Raw genomic sequence first — 21,068 nt, 5'->3', positions numbered from 1 at the left:
GTTCGGGGACGGCGATCCCTGACGCAGGACGGATCAGAGAAATTCCGAGGCTACTGAGCGTGCCCGGCCCGACCGGCCCGAAGGGGCCGTCACGGTCAGGTCAGTGCAGGCTCGCCCTGGGGTACGTCGATGTCGATGCTGTCGAGCAGCGACTCCTGGTGCTGGGCGGCGGCGTTGAGCGCGTCGTTCTCGTCCTGGATCCGGGTGAGCTCGGATTCCAGGTCCTGGACGCGCTGCTGGAGCCGTCGCATCTCGGCGAGGAGTCGCGGATCGGAACCGCCGACGTAACCGAGAAGCGCCTTTGCCATGATGGATGGTCCTCCACAATGAGTGACCGACCGATGCGGTGTGGGTCGTCAGGGGATCGCACCCGCGGTGCTCGGCAGGGCTCTGTCACCACTGCGGTTCTGCTGCTAATCAGCTCTACCGAACAGCTAAGGTGCGCGGGGTTTTCAGCGTCTCACCAAAAAGTTTGACGGTCAACACGATCACACCCTGTGTACCCGGGTGTCCCGGGGGCGCGCGGCCGGACGATCATGCGGCGCGACTCTCCTGCGGGACCCCGAGGGGTGCGCGGATCTTCGTCAATGCCGCAGCCTTGCACGACATTCCGCTTCTGGCAACCATCGGTCCCCGCCGGGTCCCGTCGCAGGTCATTTCGGGTGCGGGGGGCGAGCGGATCTTCCGGTGACCGTTCGGTGCGCCGCGTTCACGGAGCGGATCGGAAGCGCTCGCTCCGGGCGGGATCAGCGGATGGCGAATCCGTCGTATCCACCGCGCGGGGTGTCCCAGATCTCAGTGACTCCGTCCACGCGCCCGGGTGTGTCGTCGGACTGCAGCCAGTCCAGCAGACGGTGGCAATTCTCACGTCGGCCTTCGGCGACGACCTGCACCCTGCCGTCGTCGAGATTGAGGGCGAACCCGATGAGCCCGCCGATCTCCAAAGCGTTTGCCCTGGTGAACCAACGGAAGCCTACTTGCTGTACTCGGCCGCGTACCCAGACGACGAGGCGCGCTTCTTCGTTCATGCCCGAACGCTAACCGGCCAATTGCTCAAGAAGCACGCCGCCCCCTTTCACCCATGGGCTACAGTCCCGTCGCAACAGCCTCACTCGATCGGGTGAGTGTCGGACGAGTATCGACGGAAAGTCGATCAAGCGACATTCGCTCCGCGTCGATCGCATTCGATCATCAAGGCCGTTCAGCAAACGGGGCAATCGCGTGACGTCGCAGACGGCGTCCGGAGTATCAGGAAGGCACAGCGCATGGGACGCCACCGACGATCCGCCGCAGGCCCCGCCGCTGAAGAACCCGCGGCCGGGGCCGCTTCCCGGCGCCGGGGCACGCGCCGGAAGAAGTCCGCCGTGCCGATCCGGACCGGGCTTCTCGGCGTCTCGGCGGCTGTGGCCGTCGGAGCGGTGGCCGTCGCCTCGGGTCTGATGCCCGGCAACGACACGTACACCACCGGCTCCCCCACCGCCTCCGACCAGGTGCGCACCGGCGGCGCTCCGGACCTGCTGACGCAGGGCGGCAGCTCCACCGCGCCGGCCGACCGGTCCTCCTCCCCCGCGAGCCGGGGCAGCGAGCGTCCGGAGGCGCCGAGCACGTCGCCGTCGAAGACGCCGTCCAAGACGCCCTCGCCTTCGAAGACCTCGAAGGCCCCGTCGAAGTCGGCCGCGCCCTCCACGTCGAAGAAGCCGGCCGCCACCCCGTCGAAGAAGTCCAAGGCCCCCACCACGGCCCCGGAGAAGAGCTCCGCCCCGGCGAGCAAGGCCCCGGCGCCGCCGAAGACCTCCGCCGCCCCGCCGCCCAGCAAGAAGCCGAGCCCTTCCCCGACCGACGCCTCCGCACGCAGCGCGGTGCTGGCCCTGGTGAACCAGGAGCGCGCGAAGGTCGGCTGCTCCCCGCTCTCCACCAGCGCCCCGCTGACCTCGCTCGCCCAGAACTTCAGCGAGGACATGGCGGCCCGCGGCTTCTTCGACCACACGGACCCGGACGGCGACACCCCCTGGGACCGCGCCGCGCAGGCGGGCGTCCAGGGGCTGGCGGCGGAGAACATCGCCCGCGGCCAGGCCGACGCCCAGGCCGTGATGGAGGGCTGGATGAACAGCGAAGGCCACCGGGCGAACATTCTCAACTGCGACTACAAGACCATCGGCATCGGTGTCCACGAGGGCTCCGGCGGCCCGTGGTGGGTCCAGAACTTCGGCTTTTGAGAATCCCGCAGGTCAACGACCTATAGCCCCTTCTGGGCCGTCTCCGGGCCGTCATCGGTAACCGGGGCGGCCCAGACTGCGTCGACAGCAGCGCGCGTGCGAGTCTCGCTCGACGGCATCAGGTGGGTGTAGGTCCGCAGCGTGAAACCGGGGTCGTGATGCCCCAGGTACTCGCTCAGAGCCTTGATGCTCTCCCCCGCGTCCAGGAGCACCGACGCGTAGAAGTGCCGCAGCGCATGCACCCCGTTGTCCCGCCCCTCAGCCACACCAGCAGCACGAAGGGCGGGCCGCCACTGCCGATCGTTGAACTTGTTGCGGTTCAGTGCGTGCCCCTCAGGGCTCCGGAAGATCAGCGCCGCAGTGACGAGCGGGCCGTCCAACGTCTTCCACGGCAACGTCACCTCGGCGGCAGGCATCCGCGTCAGGTGGCCGGCCAACCCGGAGGCGATGGACTCGGGCAGAGGAACGTCCCTCTCCTTCCCTCCCTTGGGCGGAGCGAAGACGGGCCGCCCACGGAGCAACTTGACTTGCCGGACCACGTGGAGGACGCCACCGAGGAAGTCCACGTCCTCAACCGCGAGCCCAAACACCTCCCCCTGACGTAGACCGCATCCGGAAGCGGGGTCCACCATCGCGCGGTACTTCTCCGGCAGCGCTTCCCGAACCGCCTTGACGCGCTCGGCAGACCAAGGCTTGATCTTTCGGGGATCGAGACGGGGAGCCTTGACCGATCGCGCCGAGCACGGATTCGCCCGGATGAGTCGGTCCTCGACTGCGGCCGTGAAAACCGTCGATACGTGAGCGAAGATCCCGCGCCGGTAAGCGGCGGACAGACCCGCGTCCTCCAGGCCCCGCATCCAGAGGCGAAGGTGCGTCGGGTTGAACGACCCGATGGGCCGCTTACCGATGTGCGGGAGAGCGTGGAGCCTCAGCCGCATCTCGACGGCTTCGCGGGTCGCCGGGTCCGTCATCTGCGTCTTCATCCACCGCGTCGCGTACTGCTCGAAGGTGACCTTGCCTGCCTCGGGCGCGATGTAGTCGCCACGAGACATGTCGGCTTCGACGTTGGACAGCCAGGTCTCAGCCTTGCGTTTCTGCTTGTCGGGGAAGCTCTTGGACTTCTCGGTGCCGTCGGGGCCGATGTAGCGGGCGCGGTAGCGCAGGCCGATGCCGTGGCGGTCCGTCTTGACCCGTACGGCCTTGCCGGTCGGTCCGGGTTCGGTCTTGTACCAGCGGTCTTGGATGTGTCCGGCCATCAGGCGGCTTCCTTGTCCATGAGGGTGGCGACCCAGGCGCGGACGTCTTCGGGGTCGTAGCGGAGGTGTCGGCCGACGCGGAAGCCGCGGGGCCCGGTGTCCTTGCGGCGCCACTGGTAGACGGTCTCGACGGGCACGCCCAGGAGGTCGGCCAGGTCGAGCGGGGTCAGGTAGCGGTCGGGCAGCGGTCGCCTCATGCCCACGCCTCCGCCGCGTCGAGGTGGTCCAGGTCTTCGAGTTCGGCGCGTGCTTCGCGGGCGGTGGTGCGGCCGGTCTGGATGTCGCGGGCGATGGTGGCGGCGAGCCAGGACTCACCGGGGGTGTGCCCGTGTCCGGCGTACGTCCAGTGGGCGAGGGTGAGTGTGGAGCCCTCCGGGGCGTCGTCGGGGTCGGGGAGGCCGCGTTCGCGGCGTTCCTGGCGGGCGCGGTAGTCGGCGCGGACCTGGCGCAGTGCGCCGAGGGTGGTGGAGTAGGCGCGGGACTTGGTGGAGAAGTGTCCGCGGAAGCCGAGCATGTGGGCCCACCGCCACAGCATCCGGTCCGGGTAGGCGTCGTCCAGGACGAAGCACGCTTCGATGAGACGCCGGGCGTGGTCGGGCAGGTCGGTGAGCTTGTCCAGCTCGCCCAGCTCTCCGATACGGCGGTCGACGGTGCCGGTGGTCTCGGCGGCTTTGGTGGCGTACTTCGCCACGTACGCGGCCACCGCCTCCTCCGACAGATCCTCATTCGCACTGCCCGCGCCGATCGGGCGGACGTCCACCTGCGTGCCCCACGTCAGTGTTCGGGCGGGGTGGTCGCCGGAGGGCGGGAGCGGGACCGTGGCGCGGGCGGCAGCCGCCTGGATCGCGTCCGTGAGCAGGGCGACGGAGGCCCAGCCCGGGGGCGGGGTCTCGGGTCCGTCAGGGCCGTCGAGGCGGACGATGGCGTGGAAGTGGACCGCGCCGCGCTTCTGGAACTCCGCGACCTTCCCGAAGGACACCCGGCAGACCTCAGAGGCGGCTTTCTGGGAAAGGCCGGCGCGGGCGGCGACCTCCCGGCGGAGGTAGATGGTGAACCGTCGCCAGAGATCCCCGGCGTGGTTGTTCCACAGCACCGCCCCGGCATAGTCATAGGTGGCCGGGTTCAGGGCGGTGCCGAGGATCGGGGAGTCTTCGGGGTGGTCGGTGCCGCACCGGCAGACACCCTTGGTGGGCCGGTTGTGGACCGGGCCGAAGCTCGGGGCGGTGAGCGTCGCGAAGACCTTGGGGTGCGTGCGCACCGTGACCGGCGTCCCCTTGGCCACGTCACCCGTCAGCCCGGCGCGGATGAGATGGAAGGTGTCCCCAGCGTAGGTCCAGGCGCAGGAGGGACAGCGGGAGGCCCGCCGGTTCCCGCACGCGACCCGGAGGCGTCCGCCGGGCTCGCCCTGAGTGCTGTAGGAGTAGAGCACCTGCCCGGACTTCGCGTCCCGGGTGGTGGTCATGCCTTCCAGGTGGATCGGGTCCGAGCAGCCACCGGTACGGCGGACCTGCTCCTGCCACCGGTCGAAGCCGGGGGCGTTGGCGACCCGTAAGAGGTCAGCCAGCGTCAGCGGGTCGGTACCCACGATGGCGGCGGTACCGGCCACGGCCGAGGGCTCTACAGGGAAGGAGGTCACTGGTCGTCCTCCTTCGGGTAGCCGTGCCCGATCGGCGGGTAGAGGCCGCACACCTTGGCGTCTTCCTCGGCGTAGTGGGCGTCATCGACCACGGCGAAGAAGTGGGTGTAGGGGCGGACGTCGTGAGCGTCGAGGTACATGCCGATCTGCTCAGCACGCCTCTCGTCCGCCCACTCGGCCGCGTGGAGGGCGTCGTCCGGGAAGCTCACGCGGCCACCGCCACGGAGCCGGAAACCTCGGCGGTCAGGCGCTCGATGTGGGCGATGAGGCGGGCGTGGGGACGGGCGCTGACGGTCGCGTGCACGATGGAGCGGGCGGTGTGCTCGACCAGGCCGGAACCGTTGCAGGCCCAGCAGAACATCGACAGGCAGTCGTCCTCACCGGCCCAGCCCGACCCGGCGCACTCCGAGCAATCCGCCCACGGGCGGGAAGTCAGGAAGTACAGGCACTCAGCCGGATCGACACACCGCGTCTCCTCGCACGCCGGGCAGGCCCGACCCAGCACCGAACGACGCACAACCACAGCAGAAGCAGTCATGATGGAAGCTCCCTGATGGGACAGGGGGACGGTGTGTCTGCTTGGCGGTAGGAACACCGTCCCCAACTGGCTTGAGCCACTTACTGGCTTAAGCCAGTTGAGCATGAAGGGCTGCACGGGTCAAGACGCTGGCTTAAGCCAGTTGGTATGCTCGGCTCATGACCGCATCCGACCGCTCCCCCCAGCAGCCAGCCAGCCGACGAATCGCTGACGCACTCCGCGCCTCGATCGAGCGGGGCGAGCTGGAGGCCGGCCAGAAGCTCCCGTCCGAGCGGGCCTTGGCCGAGCAGTACGGAGCGGCGCGCAACACCGCGCGAGAAGCCATCCGCCTCCTGGCCGAGCAGGGGCTCGTGACCGCAAAGCAGGGGCGGGGCGTATTCGTACGCGAACCCCAGCGCCTCTTCCGCTTCGGCAGCGACCGGTACTCAATCGCGAACCGGGAGACCGGACTTACCCCCTTCCGCTTGGAAGCCAAGAAGCAGGGCAAAGTCCCGCGCATCGATGTCCTGAGCATCACCCGCGAGGTACCGCCTTCCGACGTGGCGGAGCGGCTCCAGGTCCCCGCCGACAGCGAAAGCGTCGTGCACCGCGAGAACCACTACTTCGCAGACGATGAGCCGGTCCAGATCGTCTCCACCTATCTGCGCTGGGAGGAGGCGGAGGGCACTCTCCTCATGCAGGCGAAGTCAGGGCCCAACGGGATCTATGGCCGCCTGGAGGAACTGGGCCACGTGATGACGCGGGTGCGCGACGAGATCAGCGCTCGAATGCCTTCGCCCGAAGAGGCCCGGGTGCTCGACCTCTTGCCAGGGGTGCCCGTACTCGAAGTGCTGCACACGAGTCTGGATCAGAACTCGGAGCCTTTCGAGGTGTCCCGGTACGTGCACCGCGCCGATCAAACCGGGCTCCTCTACGAGCTGCCCGTTTCCTAGCCCCCTGCTCCGCTGGAGGACTCACGTGGCTGACACCGCCATTCGCCCAATCGAAGATGCCGACGTTCCCGGAGCGGCGGCAGCCCTGATCGAAGTCCACTCGACAGACGGATATCCGGTTGAAGGAGTGGATGACCCCGAGGCATGGATTACGCCGCCGGGAGTCGTGAAGGCGTGGGTGGCTCACCGGGACGGCGTGGTGGGGCATATCGCGATCATGAAGGCGGAGGGGGAGAAGGCCGTCGCCCTCTGGCAGCAGCAGAGCGGAGAGGCTGAGTCCCGTATCGGTGTACTGGCCCGGCTGTTCGTGGTGCGATCTGCGCGGAAGCACGCAGTGGGCGAAAGCCTCATGCGCGCAGCCATGGACTACGCCGAGGAGAACGGCCTACGCCTTGTGCTCGACGTGATGGAGAAGGACGAGGCAGCCATCCGCCTCTACGAACGCTTGGGCTGGCAGTTCATCGGCGGAGCCACGCACCAATTCGGAGACGGTCAGCAGATCCCCGCCAAGTGCTACGTCTGGCCCGCCAGCTAGCTCCGGGACGTTACAGGTTTCTCTACCTCATCAAGGCACCCGGCTGCGCTCCGCTCCGCCGGGCGCGCTTCCCGGCTCTGGCTGCGCCCGCGCTCCTGCCTTCGGCCCGCTCGGCGCTGCCGCCGCCGACGCGCGCCCGCTGTGTAGGCCCGTGGGGCATGAGACGAGAACCAAGCCGCGGCTTCAAGACGATGCCTCCGGCGGGGGCGCTCAGACTCCGGGATGGACGGGGCACCGTTCGCGAGTGCCGGCCGGAGCGGGGTAAGCGTCGTGGGGCTCCCATCCCGACCACCTTCGACCCAGGCAGAGCCGAGCAGTCGCGGCCCAGGGCGTCAAGGTCGTTCGTACAGTGGCGCGCTCCACCTTGACGCCCTGAACCACGACCGCTCCACGGTGTGTGGGTCGAAGGCGGACGGGATGGGAGCCAGAGGGGGTGACTGTTGTTGCAACGATCAAGGAGGCAGCAATCTGGGCTAGTCGAACAAAGATCTTGGACAGATCCTGCAACTGTCGGCACTAGCTAAGAGTCTCCTCATGCAACCAGGTAGCACCTCGGCAGGGAGCAGATCAGGCGTGATTCTCAGGCGTTTTCTATATCTCGACGAACAGCTGGTTCGGGAGTCCCTCGCTCAAGCCGATTCAGGAATAATCGAAGAGCAAACAATCACCCGAACAAACAGCAAGGACGGAAAACTCGGCGGCGATCTGAAACTCGGACCTGCGGCAGCCAAAGCGGAGAAGGGGAAGGTGTCCAGCGAGGAAATCGCTCAGGTTCTGAAGCAAACTCCCGAGAGTCAATTCAATCGCCTCTATCAGTGGCTCGAAGATTCGTCACAGATGGTAGAGATCTTTGCTGCTGACGCCGAGGTCTGGCGAGGGCTTCACTCAGGGGAAGTTGTGGCAGTTCAGTGTGAACTCGAGGTCCCCACCGCTTCGCGATTCATGACGTCTCCCGAAGAGATGGAAGCCCTTAGCCAGATGGCTGGACTTTTCGGGCAAGCGATGGATGAGGGGCAGCGGGCAGCCTTCGAAGGGTTCGCGGCACTGTCACGGTCGTCAGAACAGCGAGTCGTAGCCATCGGGGATGTCGATGACGGGGCTCCGAAGATCGTGTCAGCTCTTAAAAAGTCTGCCCTGCGAGTTGGGTACGAAGAGCTTGAGAACGAGGCCACCGTCGTGGGCATTCTCCAGAAAAAGATTCCTGCGAGGGAACGCCACCTCTTGTTCAATCTTCCGGGAATGAATCTGCTGCCCCGGGCGGAGCGTCGGAGAATGGCCCAAGCCTCAGATGCAGATCCCTCGATGTTCATCGAAGGGCCCCTCGGAATTGTCACCCCCTTGGCAATTTTCTGATTCAGGGTGCCAACCACCTCGTAGCAACTCTGTGAATGCGGGGGTGTTCAGCGACCAGGAGTGGCCCACTGGCCGAGTGAGTGACCGTCTCCGACTTCCAGATAGTTCGCATCGAGTGCCAGTCGCATCAACGACGGAGCGCCCTCCCGGGGCCGTCTCGGGGCCGTGGAAGGGCGCTCAATGATGACCAACGCTGACAACCGCTAACCGTTCAGCAGCAGGTCACAGCGTCGATCGATTACTCGACCGCAGGCCAAGAACCCGCCGGGTCACTTCTTCGGCTTCTGACCGACCAGCCCGGTCTTTTTGCTCCCGTACAGCGCTCCCTCGGGGTGAGCGCTGTACGGGAGTAAGCTTTTGGTATGGCCAGCGATACGGATACGGGCAGCACGCGTACGGACAGCTTCGACAGCCTCGCGTTCGACGTCTTCTCGCGCGCGTGCCCCTCGCGCTCGACGCTGGAGCACGTCACCGGGCGCTGGGGCGGTCTGACGATCGGCGCGCTGTACGAGGAGAGCCTCCGGTTCAACGAGCTGCGCCGCCGGGTCGACGGGGTCAGCGAGAAGATGCTCTCCCAGACCCTGCACGCCCTGGAGCGGGACGGGCTCGTCCTGCGGGAGGCCCAGCCGGTGAACCCGCCCCGGGTGGACTACGAGCTCACCCCGTTCGGCCGCGAGGTCGCGGAGCAGCTCCTCGGTCTCATCCACTGCGTCGAGGGGCGGATGGACGAGGTCCTGGCCTCCCGGGCGCGTTACGACGAGGCGCGCGGCGGCCGCTGACAGCGGGGGCAGTAGTAGCTGGAGCGGTTCATCCAGGCGCGGCGGCGCATCGGGGTCGAGCACCGGTTGCAGGGCTCGCCCTCCCGGCCGTACGCGTCGAGCGACCGGTCGAAGTAGCCGGACTCGCCGTTCACGTTGACGTACAGGCTGTCGAAGCTGGTGCCGCCCTGGGCGAGGGCCGCGTTCATGACGTCGCGGGCGTGGCCGAGCAGCTCGGCGGACTTGGGGCGGGTCAGGGTCGCGGTCGGCCGGTCGTAGTGCAGCTTGGCCCGCCAGAGCGCCTCGTCGGCGTAGATGTTGCCGACGCCGCTGATGAGCGACTGGTCGAGCAGGGCGCGCTTGACGGTGGTGCGGCGCAGCCGCAGCGCGGTGTGGAACGCGGCGTCGTCGAAGAGCGGGTCGAGCGGGTCCCGGGCGATGTGCGCGATGGTGTCGGGCAGTCCGTCGGGGGTGTTGCCGTGCAGCGAGAGCCCGCCGAAGGTGCGCTGGTCGACGAAGCGCAGTTCGGTGCCGAGGGCGTCGTCGAACCGCATCCGGATCCGCAGGTGCTTCTCGTCGGGCGCGTCCGCGGGCTGCACCAGCAGCTGTCCGCTCATCCCGAGGTGGCCCAGCAGCGAGGCGGAGGCCTCCTCGATCGGCACCCAGAGGTACTTGCCGCGCCGCAGCGCCGGACCGAAGCGGGCCCCGCGCAGCCGGGCGGCGAAGTCGACGCCGCCCGCGAGGTGCCGGCGGACCGAGCGCGGGTGCAGGACCTCGACCTCGGTGACGGTGCGGCCGCTGACCCAGCGCTCAAGTCCCCTGCGGACGACTTCGACCTCGGGCAGCTCGGGCACGGTGCACCACTCCAGACACATCGACGGTAGTACGGGGGACGGGGCGGGCGAAAACGCGGTGCCCCAGGTGATCGCGGTGACCACAGCGGTCCGGGAGCCGCCCCTGGACAGGGAGAACCCCCCGGTGCGCAGGGCACCGAGGGGTTCTCGTACAGCTTCAGGCCGGAGCGGCGTCCGTGTTCGGCGACGGGTCGGCAGGGGTGTCGGCGGCCCCTCCGTCAGCTGCGGACTTCTCCGCGGCCTGCCGTGCCTCTGCGGCGGCGCTGATCTCGCGCCAGGCGGACTCGGCCGCCTGCTGCTCCGCTTCCTTCTTGCTACGGCCGGTGCCGGTGCCGTACGAGACACCACCGACGCGAGCGGCAGCAGTGAAGGTCTTCTCGTGATCCGGGCCGGTCTCCGTGACGAGGTACTCGGGGACTCCGAGGCTCTCGCTCGCGGTGAGTTCCTGGAGGCTGGTCTTCCAGTCCAGGCCGGCGCCGAGGTTCGAGGACCTGTCGATCAGCGGGTCGAAGAGCCGGTGGACCAGCTCCGAGGCCGCGCTGAGGCCCTGGTCGAGATAGACCGCGCCGATCACTGCTTCCAGTGTGTCGGCGAGGATGGAAGCCTTGTCCCGGCCCCCCGTGCCCTCTTCACCGCGGCCGAGCCGGATGAAGGAGCCGAGTTCGAGGCCGCGGCCCACTTCCGCCAGTGCACGCGAGTTGACCACCGCGGCCCGCAACTTGGCCAGCTGGCCTTCGGGCAGGTCGGGGTGGGTGCGGTACAGCGTGTCCGTGACCACCAGACCGAGCACCGAATCCCCGAGGAATTCGAGCCGCTCGTTGGTGGGCAGGCCGCCGTTCTCGTATGCGTAGGAACGGTGGGTCAGCGCACGCACCAGAAGGGCGGACTCGAGGTGATACCCGAGCCGCCCTTCCAGAAGCGTGTGGGACGAGGCTGTGTTGACGTTGTCTGCCTGCTTCTTGGCGCTGGACAACTCAGACATCGGGCCTCTCACCAGCCGCTCAGACCTCGAGGACCTGGCGCTTGTTGTAGGTGCCGCAGCTCGGGCACGCAATGTGCTGGAGCTTGGGCTCCTGGCAACGCTCGCACGAAACCAGGGTGGGGACCGCAGCCTTCCACTGCGACCGGCGGTGGCGCGTGTTGCTGCGCGACATCTTCCGCTTCGGAACAGCCACGGCTACTTCTCCTGCTTCTCGTCGACGCCCGGTTCGGCGCCGCCCATGTTGTCCTTCTCGCCGTCCTGAACGGTCTCGGCGAGTCCTTGCAGTGCCGCCCAACGGATGTCGACGGCGTCGTGGTGGTGGCCCGGATTCTCGTCCAGCCTGATTCCGCATTCGGAACACAGACCGGCGCAGTCCTCCGAGCACACCGGCTGCATGGGCAGTGCGAGCACTACCGCGTCACGCAGCATGGGTTCGAGGTCGAACAAGCCGTCCTCGAGAAAGAACCTGTCCTCGTCGTCCTCGGCGTCGTCGGCCGGTTCCGCCGCACTGCTGCGGCCCCGGTCATCGGCGTCAGGGTACGAGAACATTTCCTGGAAGTCCGCGTCGACCTCTACGGTCAGCGGCTCCAGACACCTTACGCACTCCCCCTCGGCGGTCGCACGGGCGGTGCCTGTGACAAGCACCCCTTCCATGACCGATTCGAGGCGGAGGTCCAGCTCCACGGGTGCGCCTTCCGGCACGCCGATGACGCCGTCGATGCCCAGGACCGGTGAACCGGGTGCTTCCACCGAGCGGGACAGCCGCTTCATGGCACCGGGACGCCGGCCCAGCTCGTGCGTATCGAACACGAGAGGGTTGCGGTGGTCGAGGTGGCCGTTCAGGGCTTTTCCTGCTTTCGAATCATGGGTGTCGTACTGCGAAGGAGGGGGTCGTCTCTCCGGTCCGGGACGAACCGTCCGGTTCGTGGAAGAAAACGGGCAGCCGAGATCGCGGACCTATGTGCGACCGAGGATTCAGGATACTGGACGGACCGCTCAGCACCCAATCGGGGCAACCCCGCCGAGGGTCAGCGACCCTGTTCGTACCGGCGCAGCTGCTCCAGGTCGATCATGCTGGTGTCGAAGAGGCTGGTCTCGTCCAGCGCGCCGCCGCCCTGCTGCTCGGGCGCGTGGCCCTGCCCCTGCCCTTGCTGCTGCCCGTGTTGCTGGGGCTGCTGCTGCCAGCCGTAGTCGGGCTGGCCGGTGGTCTGGGGCGGGTAGCCGTTGGGGTCGTAGCCGCCCTGCTGCTGGTACGCCGCGTACGGGTCGGGCTGCTGGTAGCCGTACGCGTCCTGGACGCCCTGCTGGAGGGGCTGCTCCTGGTAGCCGTACGCCGCCGGCGCGTAGCTCGGCTCGGCCGGAGGCTGCGCCGGGTAGGCGGGCTGCTGGGGCGCCTGCTGCGGTGCTTGCTGGGGTTCGGGGGTGGCCAGCTCGGCGAGACCGGCCAGATAGTCGGCGTCGCTGGTGTGGCCTTGGCCGCCCGCGGCGTCCTGGGCGGCGATGTGCGCGCCGAGGTCGTCGGTGGCGACCCGGCCGTGCAGCTTCTGCCGCCCGCGGCCGACCGCCTCCAGGGTCTTGGCGAGGACAGCCTCGAAGGCGCCGAACTTGGCGTCCACGTACGCGTCGGCCCGCTGCTTCAGCGTCTCCGGGTCGGCGCTGCGCTCGGGGGCCTCGGTGAAGTCGGGGTCCTCGTAGCCCTGCTCGTCCAGGCCCTGGCCGCGGCCGAGGAGCTTCTCGCGGCCCCGGTCCACGGAGCCGATGGTCTTGGTGAGGACGACCTCGAAGTTGGCGAGCTTGCTGTCGACGTAGTCGTCGGCCTCGGCCCGGACCTCCTCGGCCTCGCGGCGGGCCTCGGACAGGATCCGGTCGGCCTCGCTCTGCGACTGCCGGGCGATCTCGGTCTCGGAGATCAGCGAGGCGCGCTGGGCGTGGGCAGACCCGATGATCCGCTCGGCCTCCTGGCGGGCCTGCTCGGCGAACTGCTCCTGGCCGCCGAGCAGCTCCTGGGCCTGGGCGAGGGAGCCGGGCAGGGCCTGGCGCACCTCTTCGAGCATGGCGAGCAGCTCGGCGCGGTTGACCACGCACGAGGCCGACATGGGCATGGATCGGGCGCTCCCGACCGCTTCGACGATCTCGTCGAGCTTCTTCTGCACGTCCACCGTGTGCTCGCCACTCTCTGCTGCTCTGTTGAAGCTGCTGCTCCGTTGGAGACGGACGGGACGACTGTAAGGCCAGTCGGCCGCCGCCCGACACCTGGTGACGGCCCGTCAGCGCCTCAGCGTTCGCCGAGCCGCTTCACGAGCGCCTCGTGGACGGTCGGCGGCAGCAGGTGGGAGACGTCGCCGCCCCAGGTCGCCACCTCCTTGACCAGCGAGGACGACAGGAAGCTGTACGTCGGGTTGGTCGGCACGAAGAGCGTCTCGACACCGGAGAGGCCGTTGTTCATCTGGGCCATCTGCAGCTCGTAGTCGAAGTCGCTGACGGCCCGCAGGCCCTTCACGATCGCCGGGATCTCCCGCTGCTTGCAGAAGTCGACCAGCAGGCCGTGGAAGGACTCCACCTCGACGTTGCCGAAGTCGGCGGTGACCTCGCGGATCAGCTCGATCCGCTCGTCGACGGTGAACAGCCCCTTCTTGGACTGGTTGATCATCACCGCCACGTGCACCACGTCGTACAGCTTCGAGGCTCGTCCGATGATGTCGAGATGTCCGTTGGTGATGGGGTCGAACGACCCCGGACAGACGGCGCGGCGCACTGTGATTCCCTCGCTCTCCGGTCCGGTCATCGTGCGTCTTCGCACGTAGCGGCGGCGCGACCGTACCAAAGCGTTCCCTCGCCGTAGCGACGGGACCGCAGTGGCTCGAATCCGGCGGGCCAGCCGAATTCTCCGCCCCGGGTGCTGCGTTCCACGGTGACGAGCGCATCGCCGGCGAGCCACCCCTGAGCACGGAGTGTGAGCAGGATCTCGCGAAGATCGTCGTCGGTGACGGCGTACGGCGGATCGAGGAAGACGATGTCGTACGGGTCGGCGGGCGCCGGTCCTGTCACGATCTGTTCGGCTTTGCCGGTACGGACGTCGGCGCCCGGGAGGCCGAGGGTGCGGACGTTGTCGCGGACGGTGCGGACGGCCTTCGGGTCGGCCTCCACGAGCAGGGCGTGGACCGCGCCGCGGGAGAGCGCTTCGAGGCCGACGGCGCCGGATCCGGCGTACAGATCAGCGACCCGGGTCCCCTCCAGGGTGCCGAGGAGCGCCTGCCAGGTGGAGAAGAGGCCCTCGCGCGCACGGTCGGAGGTGGGGCGGGTGCCGGTGCCGGGCGGGACGGCCAGGCGGCGTCCGCCGGCCGAGCCGGCGATCACGCGGGTCATGGGTGTCGGGTCCTCGGGGTCGGGGGCGTCCATCGGCGCACGCGTACGGGCGCGGGCCGTGCGTCCACGATATGGCGTACGGCCCGCACCGGCAGGACGGCCCCGGGGCTCGTGCACCGGCAGGTCGGCCCCGCGGCTCGTGCACCGGCAGGACGGCCCCGCGGCTCGTGCACCGGCAGGACGGCCCCGCGGCTCGTGCACCGGCAGGACGGCCCCGGCGGCTCACCCCTTGTCGAGATACTCCTCGCGGTCCTTGTCCAGGAGGGCGGCCAGCACCGTGCGCAGCTCCGGCAGGTGCTCCAGCTCCGGGTCGGCGGCGACGATCGCGACGGCTTCCTCGCGGGCGGCGGCGATGACCTCCTCGTCGTCGATGACGGTGAGCATCCGCAGCGAGGAGCGCACCCCGGACTGGGCCTGGCCCAGCACGTCGCCCTCGCGGCGCTGCTCCAGGTCGATCCGGGAGAGCTCGAAGCCGTCGAGGGTGGCGGCGACGGCGGAGAGGCGGGCGCGGGCGGGGCTCGCTTCGTGGGCCTCGCTGACCAGCAGGCAGAGCCCGGGGGCGGAGCCACGGCCGACGCGGCCGCGGAGCTGGTGGAGCTGGGAGACGCCGAAGCGGTCGGCGTCCATGATGACCATGGCGGTGGCGTTGGGGACGTTGACGCCGACCTCGATGACGGTGGTGGCGACCAGGACGTCGACGTCCCCGGCGGCGAACCGGCGCATGACGTCGTCCTTCTCGTCGGGGTGCATGCGGCCGTGCAGCACCTCGACGGTCAGCCCGGCCAGCGCGCCCCTGCGCAGCTCGTCGGCGATCTCCAGGACGGCGAGCGGCGGGCGCTTCTCCGGATCCTCCTCGGCGGTCTTCTTCTTCGCCTTGCCCTTTTTCCCCTCGGCCTCCTCCGCGTCGTCGCCGATGCGGGGGCAGACCACGTACGCCTGGTGGCCGTTCTCGACCTCCTCGCGGACGCGTTCCCAGGCGCGGGCGAGGAAGTGGGGCTTGTCCTTGGCGGGGACGACATGGCTGGCGATCGGGGAGCGGCCGGCCGGGAGCTGGTCCAGGACGGAGGTCTCCAGGTCGCCGAAGACCGTCATCGCGACCGTACGCGGAATGGGGGTGGCGGTCATGACGAGGAGGTGGGGCGGCTGCTTCCCCTTGGAGCGGAGGGCGTCGCGCTGCTCCACGCCGAAGCGGTGCTGCTCGTCCACGACGACCAGGCCCAGGTCGTGGAACTGGACCTTGTCCTCGATGAGGGCGTGGGTGCCGATGACGATCCCGGCCTCGCCGGTGACCAGGTCGAGCAGGGCCTGACGGCGGGCGGCCGTGCCCATCGAACCGGTGAGCAGCACAACCTTGGTGCCATGGTCCGATCCGCCCAGCATGCCGCCCTCGGCCAGCTCCCCCATCATCTCGGTGATCGAGCGGTGGTGCTGCTGGGCGAGGACCTCGGTGGGGGCGAGCATCGCGGCCTGGCCGCCCGCGTCGACCACGGTGAGCATGGCGCGCAGGGCCACCATGGTCTTGCCCGAGCCCACCTCGCCCTGGAGAAGGCGGTGCATCGGGTGCTCGGTGGCCAGGTCGTCGAAGATCTCCTTGCTGACCTTCTCCTGGCCCTCGGTGAGGGTGAAGGGCAGCTTGGCGTCGAACGCGTCCAGCAGGCCGTCCGCGACGGGGCGGCGGGCGGCGGCGGGCAGCTGGGTGTCCGCGTACCGGCGGCGGGCCAGGGCGACCTGGAGGACGAACGCCTCGTCCCATTTGAGGCGGGCCTTGGCGTCCTCGATGTCCGCCTTGGTCTGCGGGCGGTGCACCTTGAGCAGGGCCTCGGGCAGCGGGGTGAAGCCGCGTCCCTCGCGCAGGGCGGCGGGCAGCGGGTCCACCGCGTCCTGGGCACTGGGCAGCACGGCGTCCACGGCCTTGGCGATCCGCCAGGAGTCGAGCTGCTTGCACGCGGGGTAGATCGGCAGCAGCCGTCCCGCGAAGGCGTCCACGGCCTCGGTGGCCTCGTCGGCGTCGGAGGCGTCGAGCAGTTGGTACGTGGGGTGGGCCAGCTGCATCTTGCGGTTGAAGACGGAGACCTTGCCCGCGAACATCGCCTGGCGGCCCGGCAGCAGTTCCTTGTGCGGCTTGTGGACGCCGTGGCCGAAGAAGACCAGCTGGAGGCGGCCGCTGCCGTCGGTGAGGGTGACCTCCAGGCGTTTGCCCCGGCCGTTGTTGAACATCAGGATCCGGGCGTCGGCGACCTGGGCGACGACCGTGACGTGCTCGTCCAGCGGGAGGTCGGCCAGCGCGGTCAGCTTGCCGCGCTCCTCGTACCGCCGCGGGTAGTGGTGCAGCAGATCACCGACCGTGTGCAGGTCGAGGTGTTCGGCCATCACCTTCGCGGTGGCTCCGCCGAGCAGCTTCTTGAGAGGTTCATCGAACGAGGACACGCGATCCATTGCACACCACGGCACTGACAGCTGTCCGCCGGGCACGCACGGCCCGTCGGTACCACTCGCCGCTACTCGACGCCGATGAGCAGCGGTGCGCGCTGGTGGCCGCCCCGGTAGACCACCGTGTCCACGGCGAGGTGGCCCTCCCGTACGTGCTCCTCCAGCGCGTCGGCCAGCGCGTCGGGGACGTCCTCGCCGAGGACGAGGGTGACCAGTTCGCCGCCCGCCGCGAGCATCCGGTCGAGCACGGTGCGGGCGGTGTGCGGGACGTCGGCGCCGATCACGGCCACGTCGCCGTCGATCAGCCCGAGGATGTCCCCGGCCTGGCAGATGCCCGCCATGGTCCACGACTGGCGCTCGGCGACGGCCAGTTCGGCGTAGCGGGTGGCCCCGGCGGCCGCGGTCATGGCGACCACGTCCTCGTCGAAGCCGCGGTCGGGTTCGTGGACGGCGAGGGCGGCGATGCCCTGGACGGCGGCGCGGGTGGGGACGAGGGCGACCCGGACCCCCTCGGTCCTGGCCTGTTCGGCGGCGGCGGCCGCGGTGTGGCGCAGGGCGGCGTCGTTGGGCAGCAGGACCACCTCGCGGGCGTGGGCGCGGCGGATCGCGTCGACCAGTTCGCCGCTGGCGGGGGGTTCGCCGGGGCGGGCGATGACGGTGGTGGCGCCGGCCTCGGTGCAGAGCCCGGCGAGGCCGTCGCCGGGGACCACGACGACGACGGCGCGCTGGGCGGGTTCGGCCTGGACGCGGACGTCGTGGCCGCTCTCGGTGGCGAAGTGGGTGATCCGGATCCGGTACGGCCGCCCGGCCTCGACACCCGCCTCCACGGCCGCCCCGGCGTCGTCGACGTGGACGTGGACGTGCCAGAGCCCGTCGCCGCCGACGACGACCAGGGAGTCGCCGAGCGCGTCGAGACGGGTGCGCAGCCGGGCCACCTGCTCGTCGCGGGCCTCCAGGAGGTAGATCACCTCGAACGCGGGCCCGGCGCTCCCGTCCTCGGGGCAGTCGAGCGGCCCCTTTGCCGGAGCGCTTGCGGGAAGGCCCCCCTCCATGACGCCCTCCACGGGGGTGCCGCCCACCGGCAGCCCCACCACGGACCCCCCGTCCACGGTCACGGGCGCCTTCCCGGCGTTCCCGGAAGCGGTACGGGGTCCCCGTACGGGAGCCTGCCCGGTCACCGTCTCCGCCAGCGCGCCCAGCACCGCCACCAGGCCCCGGCCCCCGGCGTCGACCACGCCGGCCCGGCCGAGGACGGCGAGCTGCTCGGGGGTGCGCGCGAGGGCGGCGCGCGCCCCCTCGTAGGCGGCGGTGACGACGGTGCGCAGGTCCGGGTCCTCGCCCCGGGCGGCCTCGGCGGCCTCGGCGGCGACGGTGAGCACCGTGCCTTCGACGGGGTGGGCGACGGCCTGCCGGGCCGCGTCGGCGGCGCTCGTGAGGGCGAGGCGCAGATGGGCGGCGTCGCCGCCGTCGGCCAGCACCCCGGCCATGCCGCGCAGCAGCTGGGCCAGGATCGTGCCGGAGTTCCCGCGGGCGCCGATCAGGGCGCCGTGCGCCATGGCGCGTACGGCGTCGGCGGTGGCGGGTGCGGTGGCGCCGGTCTCATGGGCGGCGAACACCGCTTCGACGGCCGCTGCCGCGGACTCGACGGTCAGATAGAGGTTGGTGCCGGTGTCCCCGTCGGCGATGGGATAGACGTTGATCGCGTCGATCTCCGCGCGCTCCCGGCCCAGTGCCTCCAGGGCCAGTGAGCACCACGTGCGTACCGCGACGGCGTCCAGGTCGTCGGGGGGCTGCGGCACCGATGGTCCTCCTTGAGCGGCCGTGGCAACGGGCTGCACCGCAGGTTAGCCCGCCTTCCGGGGTCCCGGCAGGGACAGGGGGCGGGAGGGCGGGCGGCCGAGCCATGGTAGTTTCGTATCTCCGAAGCAGGCGTTGTATGCTGCTCCGGTTGCCCGATGAGAGTCGGGACATTCCCCCGGTACCGCCACTTCAGTCCGACTGATTCCGGCGCGCCGGAATTCACTGTAAGTGCATCTGAAGTCTTTGGAGTGACCCGTGGCTGCCAACTGCGACGTTTGCGGCAAGGGGCCGAGCTTCGGCAACAGCGTTTCGTTCTCGCACCGCCGTACGTCTCGTCGCTGGAATCCCAACATCCAGCGCGTGCGTGCCGTGGTCGGTCGGACGCCGAAGCGGCTCAACGTCTGCACCTCGTGCATCAAGGCCGGCAAGGTCGCGCGCTGACGTCCCCGTCGTAGCGCAGCCTTCCGGTTGCCCAAAAAGCCGGTCCACCTCGGTGGACCGGCTTTTTGCTGTGCTCAGGTGGCGGTCTGCCCGGAAGCAGGGCGGGTCAGCCAGCCGTGGTCGACCGGGCCGATGCCGCCGCCGAGCGGGAAGCCGGCCTCGATCGCGCCGGTGACGTACGTCTTCGCGCCCTGGACCGCCGTGGGAACGTCCATCCCGAGCGCGAGCCCGGAGGCGATGGCGGAGGCCAGCGTGCAGCCGGTGCCGTGGGTGTGGCGGTTGTCGTGCCGCGGGGCGCGCAGCCAGTGTTCCGCGCTCCCGTCGGTGAGCAGGTCCACCGCCTCCCCGGGCAGATGGCCGCCCTTGATGACGACCCAGCGCGGTCCGAAGCCGAGGATCTCCTCGGCGGCCCGGCGCATCCCGCTCTCGTCGGTGACCCGGACGCCGGTGAGCTGGGCCACTTCGTCGAGGTTCGGGGTGGCGACGGTGGCGGTGGGGAGCAGCTTGGTGCGTACGGAGTCGAGGGCCTCGGCGGCGAGCAGCGCGTCCCCGTGCTTGGAGACGCCGACCGGGTCGACGACCACGGGGGCGTCGGTTCCGGCGAGGAGTTCGGCGACGGTCTCCACGAGGGCGGCGGAGGCGAGCATGCCGGTCTTCACGGCCTGGACGCCGATGTCGTCGACGACGCTGCGGTACTGGGCGCGTACGGCCTCCACCGGAAGCTCCCACGCGCCCTGGACGCCGAGGGAGTTCTGTGCGGTGACGGCGGTGAGCACGCTCATGCCGTGCACGCCGAGGGCGAGCATCGTCTTCAGATCGGCCTGGATCCCCGCACCGCCGCCGGAGTCGGATCCGGCGACGGTGAGCACGCGGGGCGGTACAGCGGTACGTATGGGCATACGCAGCAATCTAGTGGTCAGCCGCGCGGCTGGGTGTCCTCGATGGAGCCGAAGTGGTCCCAGCCGCCCTTGCTGGTCCAGGGCGCGCCGTCGACGGTGACCTGGGGCAGGGCGGAGGGGTTGAGGACCTCGCCGATCACCTTCCAGCGGGCGGGAAGCTTCGCGTCGGGCGGGAACGTCGCCACGATCGCGTGGTCCTCTCCCCCGGTCAGCACCCACTGGAGCGGGTCGACGCCGACGGCCTGGCCGATGTCGGACATCTGCGAGGGGATGTCGATGAGCCCGGAGCGCAGGTCGATCCGGCATTTGCTGGCCTCCGCGATGTGCCCGAGGTCGGCGACGAGGCCGTCGCTGACGTCGGTCATCGCGGTGGCGCCGAGTCCGGCGGCCGCGGGGCCCGCGTGGTACGGGGGTTCGGGGCGGCGGTGGGCCTCGACGAAGGCGCGGGGCGAGCGGAAGCCGCGGGAGAGCACCGCGTAACCGGCCGCCGACCAGCCGAGCCAGCCGGTGACCGCGACGACGTCGCCGGGGCGGGCGCCGCCCCGGGTGACGGGTTCGTGGTTGCGCAGGTCGCCGAGTGCGGTGATGGCCACGGTGATCGTATCGCCGCCCACCACATCGCCGCCGACCACGGCCGCACCCGCCACCTGGCATTCGTCGCGGAGCCCGTCCATCAGCTCGGCGGCCCAGGTGACGGGGAGGTCGGCGGGGACGACGAGGCCGAGGAGCAGCGCGGTGGGCACCGCCCCCATCGCCGCGATGTCGGCGAGGTTCTGGGCGGCCGCCTTGCGGCCGACGTCGTACGCCGTCGACCAGTCACGGCGGAAGTGCCGCCCTTCCAGCAGGATGTCCGTACTGGCCACGACCCTGCGGTCGGGGGCGGCCACGACCGCGGCGTCGTCGCCGGGCCCCAGCCGTACCGCCGGAGTGGTGGTGAGCCGGGACGTGAGCTCTCTGATGAGCCCGAACTCCCCCAACTCGCCCACGGTTCCCTTCACCGAGTCTCACCTCTCCTTTATCGCCCCGGACACCCGTCCGGGCCCCCGGTCGCGAGCCGTCTGTGCTGTCGGTA

Annotated in this window: 24 protein-coding genes; 6 read left to right on the top strand and 18 right to left on the bottom strand. The window is 69.8% G+C overall.

The window, feature by feature from the left end; translation table 11 throughout:
• Positions 1–95 precede the first annotated feature (95 nt).
• Positions 96–308, bottom strand: coding sequence for a hypothetical protein (locus WQO_RS26020; RefSeq protein WP_006127885.1), 213 nt, complete (start codon positions 306–308; stop codon positions 96–98).
• A gap of 438 nt (positions 309–746) precedes the next feature.
• Positions 747–1,028: an acylphosphatase gene (locus WQO_RS26015; RefSeq protein ID WP_010061977.1), complete on the bottom strand. Its 282-nt coding sequence runs from the start codon at positions 1,026–1,028 to the stop codon at positions 747–749.
• Between the two features lie 237 nt (positions 1,029–1,265).
• Between WQO_RS26015 and WQO_RS26010 the strand changes: the two genes are divergently transcribed.
• Entirely contained in the window at positions 1,266–2,216 is a 951-nt protein-coding gene (locus WQO_RS26010; protein ID WP_029182422.1) for a CAP domain-containing protein, read from the top strand.
• 20 nt (positions 2,217–2,236) lie between these two features.
• Here the strand turns inward: WQO_RS26010 and WQO_RS26005 are convergent, their stop codons facing one another.
• The 5 genes from WQO_RS26005 to WQO_RS36025 are packed head-to-tail and all read right to left on the bottom strand — an operon-like array spanning position 2,237 to position 5,646.
• The gene (locus tag WQO_RS26005) at positions 2,237–3,472 is read right to left on the bottom strand and encodes a tyrosine-type recombinase/integrase (protein ID WP_010061980.1); all 1,236 of its coding nucleotides are present in this window, start codon (positions 3,470–3,472) and stop codon (positions 2,237–2,239) included.
• Complete coding sequence (locus tag WQO_RS26000) at positions 3,472–3,669, bottom strand: helix-turn-helix transcriptional regulator (protein ID WP_007457675.1); 198 nt, start codon at positions 3,667–3,669, stop codon at positions 3,472–3,474. Before WQO_RS26000 ends, WQO_RS26005 begins: the two co-directional genes overlap by 1 nt.
• Positions 3,666–5,108, bottom strand: coding sequence for a replication initiator protein RepSA (repSA, locus tag WQO_RS25995; RefSeq protein WP_010061981.1), 1,443 nt, complete (start codon positions 5,106–5,108; stop codon positions 3,666–3,668). The genes WQO_RS26000 and repSA overlap by 4 nt, the downstream gene beginning before the upstream one ends.
• A complete protein-coding gene (locus WQO_RS25990) occupies positions 5,105–5,317 on the bottom strand; it encodes a hypothetical protein (protein WP_010061982.1) in 213 nt (70 codons plus the stop codon). The genes repSA and WQO_RS25990 overlap by 4 nt, the downstream gene beginning before the upstream one ends.
• Positions 5,314–5,646, bottom strand: a complete 333-nt coding sequence (locus WQO_RS36025) for a hypothetical protein (protein ID WP_148660130.1) — start codon at positions 5,644–5,646, stop codon at positions 5,314–5,316. The genes WQO_RS25990 and WQO_RS36025 overlap by 4 nt, the downstream gene beginning before the upstream one ends.
• A gap of 158 nt (positions 5,647–5,804) precedes the next feature.
• Between WQO_RS36025 and WQO_RS25985 the strand changes: the two genes are divergently transcribed.
• The 4 genes from WQO_RS25985 (at position 5,805) to WQO_RS25970 (ending at position 9,245) form a co-directional block, all read left to right on the top strand.
• Positions 5,805–6,578, top strand: coding sequence for a GntR family transcriptional regulator (locus tag WQO_RS25985; RefSeq protein WP_010061983.1), 774 nt, complete (start codon positions 5,805–5,807; stop codon positions 6,576–6,578).
• 25 nt (positions 6,579–6,603) lie between these two features.
• Positions 6,604–7,113 (top strand): GNAT family N-acetyltransferase, encoded by a 510-nt coding sequence (locus WQO_RS25980; RefSeq protein WP_029182423.1) that lies wholly within the window; start codon positions 6,604–6,606, stop codon positions 7,111–7,113.
• A 573-nt stretch (positions 7,114–7,686) separates the two neighbouring features.
• The gene (locus WQO_RS25975; protein ID WP_148660129.1) at positions 7,687–8,466 is read left to right on the top strand and encodes a DUF6414 family protein; all 780 of its coding nucleotides are present in this window, start codon (positions 7,687–7,689) and stop codon (positions 8,464–8,466) included.
• A 362-nt stretch (positions 8,467–8,828) separates the two neighbouring features.
• Positions 8,829–9,245: a winged helix-turn-helix transcriptional regulator gene (locus tag WQO_RS25970; RefSeq protein WP_010061988.1), complete on the top strand. Its 417-nt coding sequence runs from the start codon at positions 8,829–8,831 to the stop codon at positions 9,243–9,245.
• Here the strand turns inward: WQO_RS25970 and mutM are convergent.
• From mutM to WQO_RS25925, 9 genes are all read right to left on the bottom strand, one after another.
• Positions 9,218–10,078 carry a bifunctional DNA-formamidopyrimidine glycosylase/DNA-(apurinic or apyrimidinic site) lyase gene (gene mutM, locus WQO_RS25965; RefSeq protein ID WP_010061989.1) on the bottom strand — a complete coding sequence of 287 codons (861 nt, stop codon included), beginning with the start codon at positions 10,076–10,078 and terminating at the stop codon, positions 9,218–9,220. The genes WQO_RS25970 and mutM overlap by 28 nt on opposite strands.
• Before the next feature lie 157 nt (positions 10,079–10,235).
• Positions 10,236–11,060, bottom strand: coding sequence for a ribonuclease III (gene rnc, locus WQO_RS25960; protein WP_003965979.1), 825 nt, complete (start codon positions 11,058–11,060; stop codon positions 10,236–10,238).
• A 19-nt stretch (positions 11,061–11,079) separates the two neighbouring features.
• Positions 11,080–11,253 (bottom strand): 50S ribosomal protein L32, encoded by a 174-nt coding sequence (gene rpmF, locus WQO_RS25955; RefSeq protein ID WP_003965982.1) that lies wholly within the window; start codon positions 11,251–11,253, stop codon positions 11,080–11,082.
• Between the two features lie 2 nt (positions 11,254–11,255).
• Complete coding sequence (locus tag WQO_RS25950) at positions 11,256–11,831, bottom strand: YceD family protein (protein ID WP_010061990.1); 576 nt, start codon at positions 11,829–11,831, stop codon at positions 11,256–11,258.
• Positions 11,832–12,088: 257 nt separating this feature from the next.
• Positions 12,089–13,219 (bottom strand): ATP synthase F0 subunit B, encoded by a 1,131-nt coding sequence (locus tag WQO_RS25945; RefSeq protein ID WP_010061992.1) that lies wholly within the window; start codon positions 13,217–13,219, stop codon positions 12,089–12,091.
• A 116-nt stretch (positions 13,220–13,335) separates the two neighbouring features.
• On the bottom strand, positions 13,336–13,815 hold the full coding sequence (gene coaD, locus WQO_RS25940) for a pantetheine-phosphate adenylyltransferase (protein ID WP_007448181.1): 480 nt from the start codon (positions 13,813–13,815) through the stop codon (positions 13,336–13,338).
• 26 nt (positions 13,816–13,841) lie between these two features.
• Positions 13,842–14,426, bottom strand: a complete 585-nt coding sequence (gene rsmD / locus WQO_RS25935; RefSeq protein WP_010061993.1) for a 16S rRNA (guanine(966)-N(2))-methyltransferase RsmD — start codon at positions 14,424–14,426, stop codon at positions 13,842–13,844.
• Positions 14,427–14,648: 222 nt separating this feature from the next.
• Entirely contained in the window at positions 14,649–16,862 is a 2,214-nt protein-coding gene (gene recG, locus WQO_RS25930) for an ATP-dependent DNA helicase RecG (protein WP_010061994.1), read from the bottom strand.
• Between the two features lie 62 nt (positions 16,863–16,924).
• Positions 16,925–18,655, bottom strand: a complete 1,731-nt coding sequence (locus WQO_RS25925) for a DAK2 domain-containing protein (RefSeq protein WP_010061995.1) — start codon at positions 18,653–18,655, stop codon at positions 16,925–16,927.
• A gap of 256 nt (positions 18,656–18,911) precedes the next feature.
• On the opposite strand from WQO_RS25925, the gene rpmB reads away from it, so the two are divergent.
• Positions 18,912–19,097 carry a 50S ribosomal protein L28 gene (gene rpmB, locus WQO_RS25920; protein WP_006127872.1) on the top strand — a complete coding sequence of 62 codons (186 nt, stop codon included), beginning with the start codon at positions 18,912–18,914 and terminating at the stop codon, positions 19,095–19,097.
• A gap of 74 nt (positions 19,098–19,171) precedes the next feature.
• On the opposite strand, the gene thiD is transcribed toward rpmB, so the two are convergent.
• Entirely contained in the window at positions 19,172–19,996 is an 825-nt protein-coding gene (thiD, locus tag WQO_RS25915; protein ID WP_010061997.1) for a bifunctional hydroxymethylpyrimidine kinase/phosphomethylpyrimidine kinase, read from the bottom strand.
• Between the two features lie 17 nt (positions 19,997–20,013).
• Complete coding sequence (locus WQO_RS25910) at positions 20,014–20,994, bottom strand: thiamine-phosphate kinase (RefSeq protein WP_010061999.1); 981 nt, start codon at positions 20,992–20,994, stop codon at positions 20,014–20,016.
• Between the last annotated feature and the right edge of the window lie 74 nt (positions 20,995–21,068).

This window comes from Streptomyces globisporus C-1027 (assembly GCF_000261345.2).
Classification (GTDB): domain Bacteria; phylum Actinomycetota; class Actinomycetes; order Streptomycetales; family Streptomycetaceae; genus Streptomyces; species Streptomyces pakalii.
This window is presented reverse-complemented; position numbering and strand designations above follow the sequence as displayed.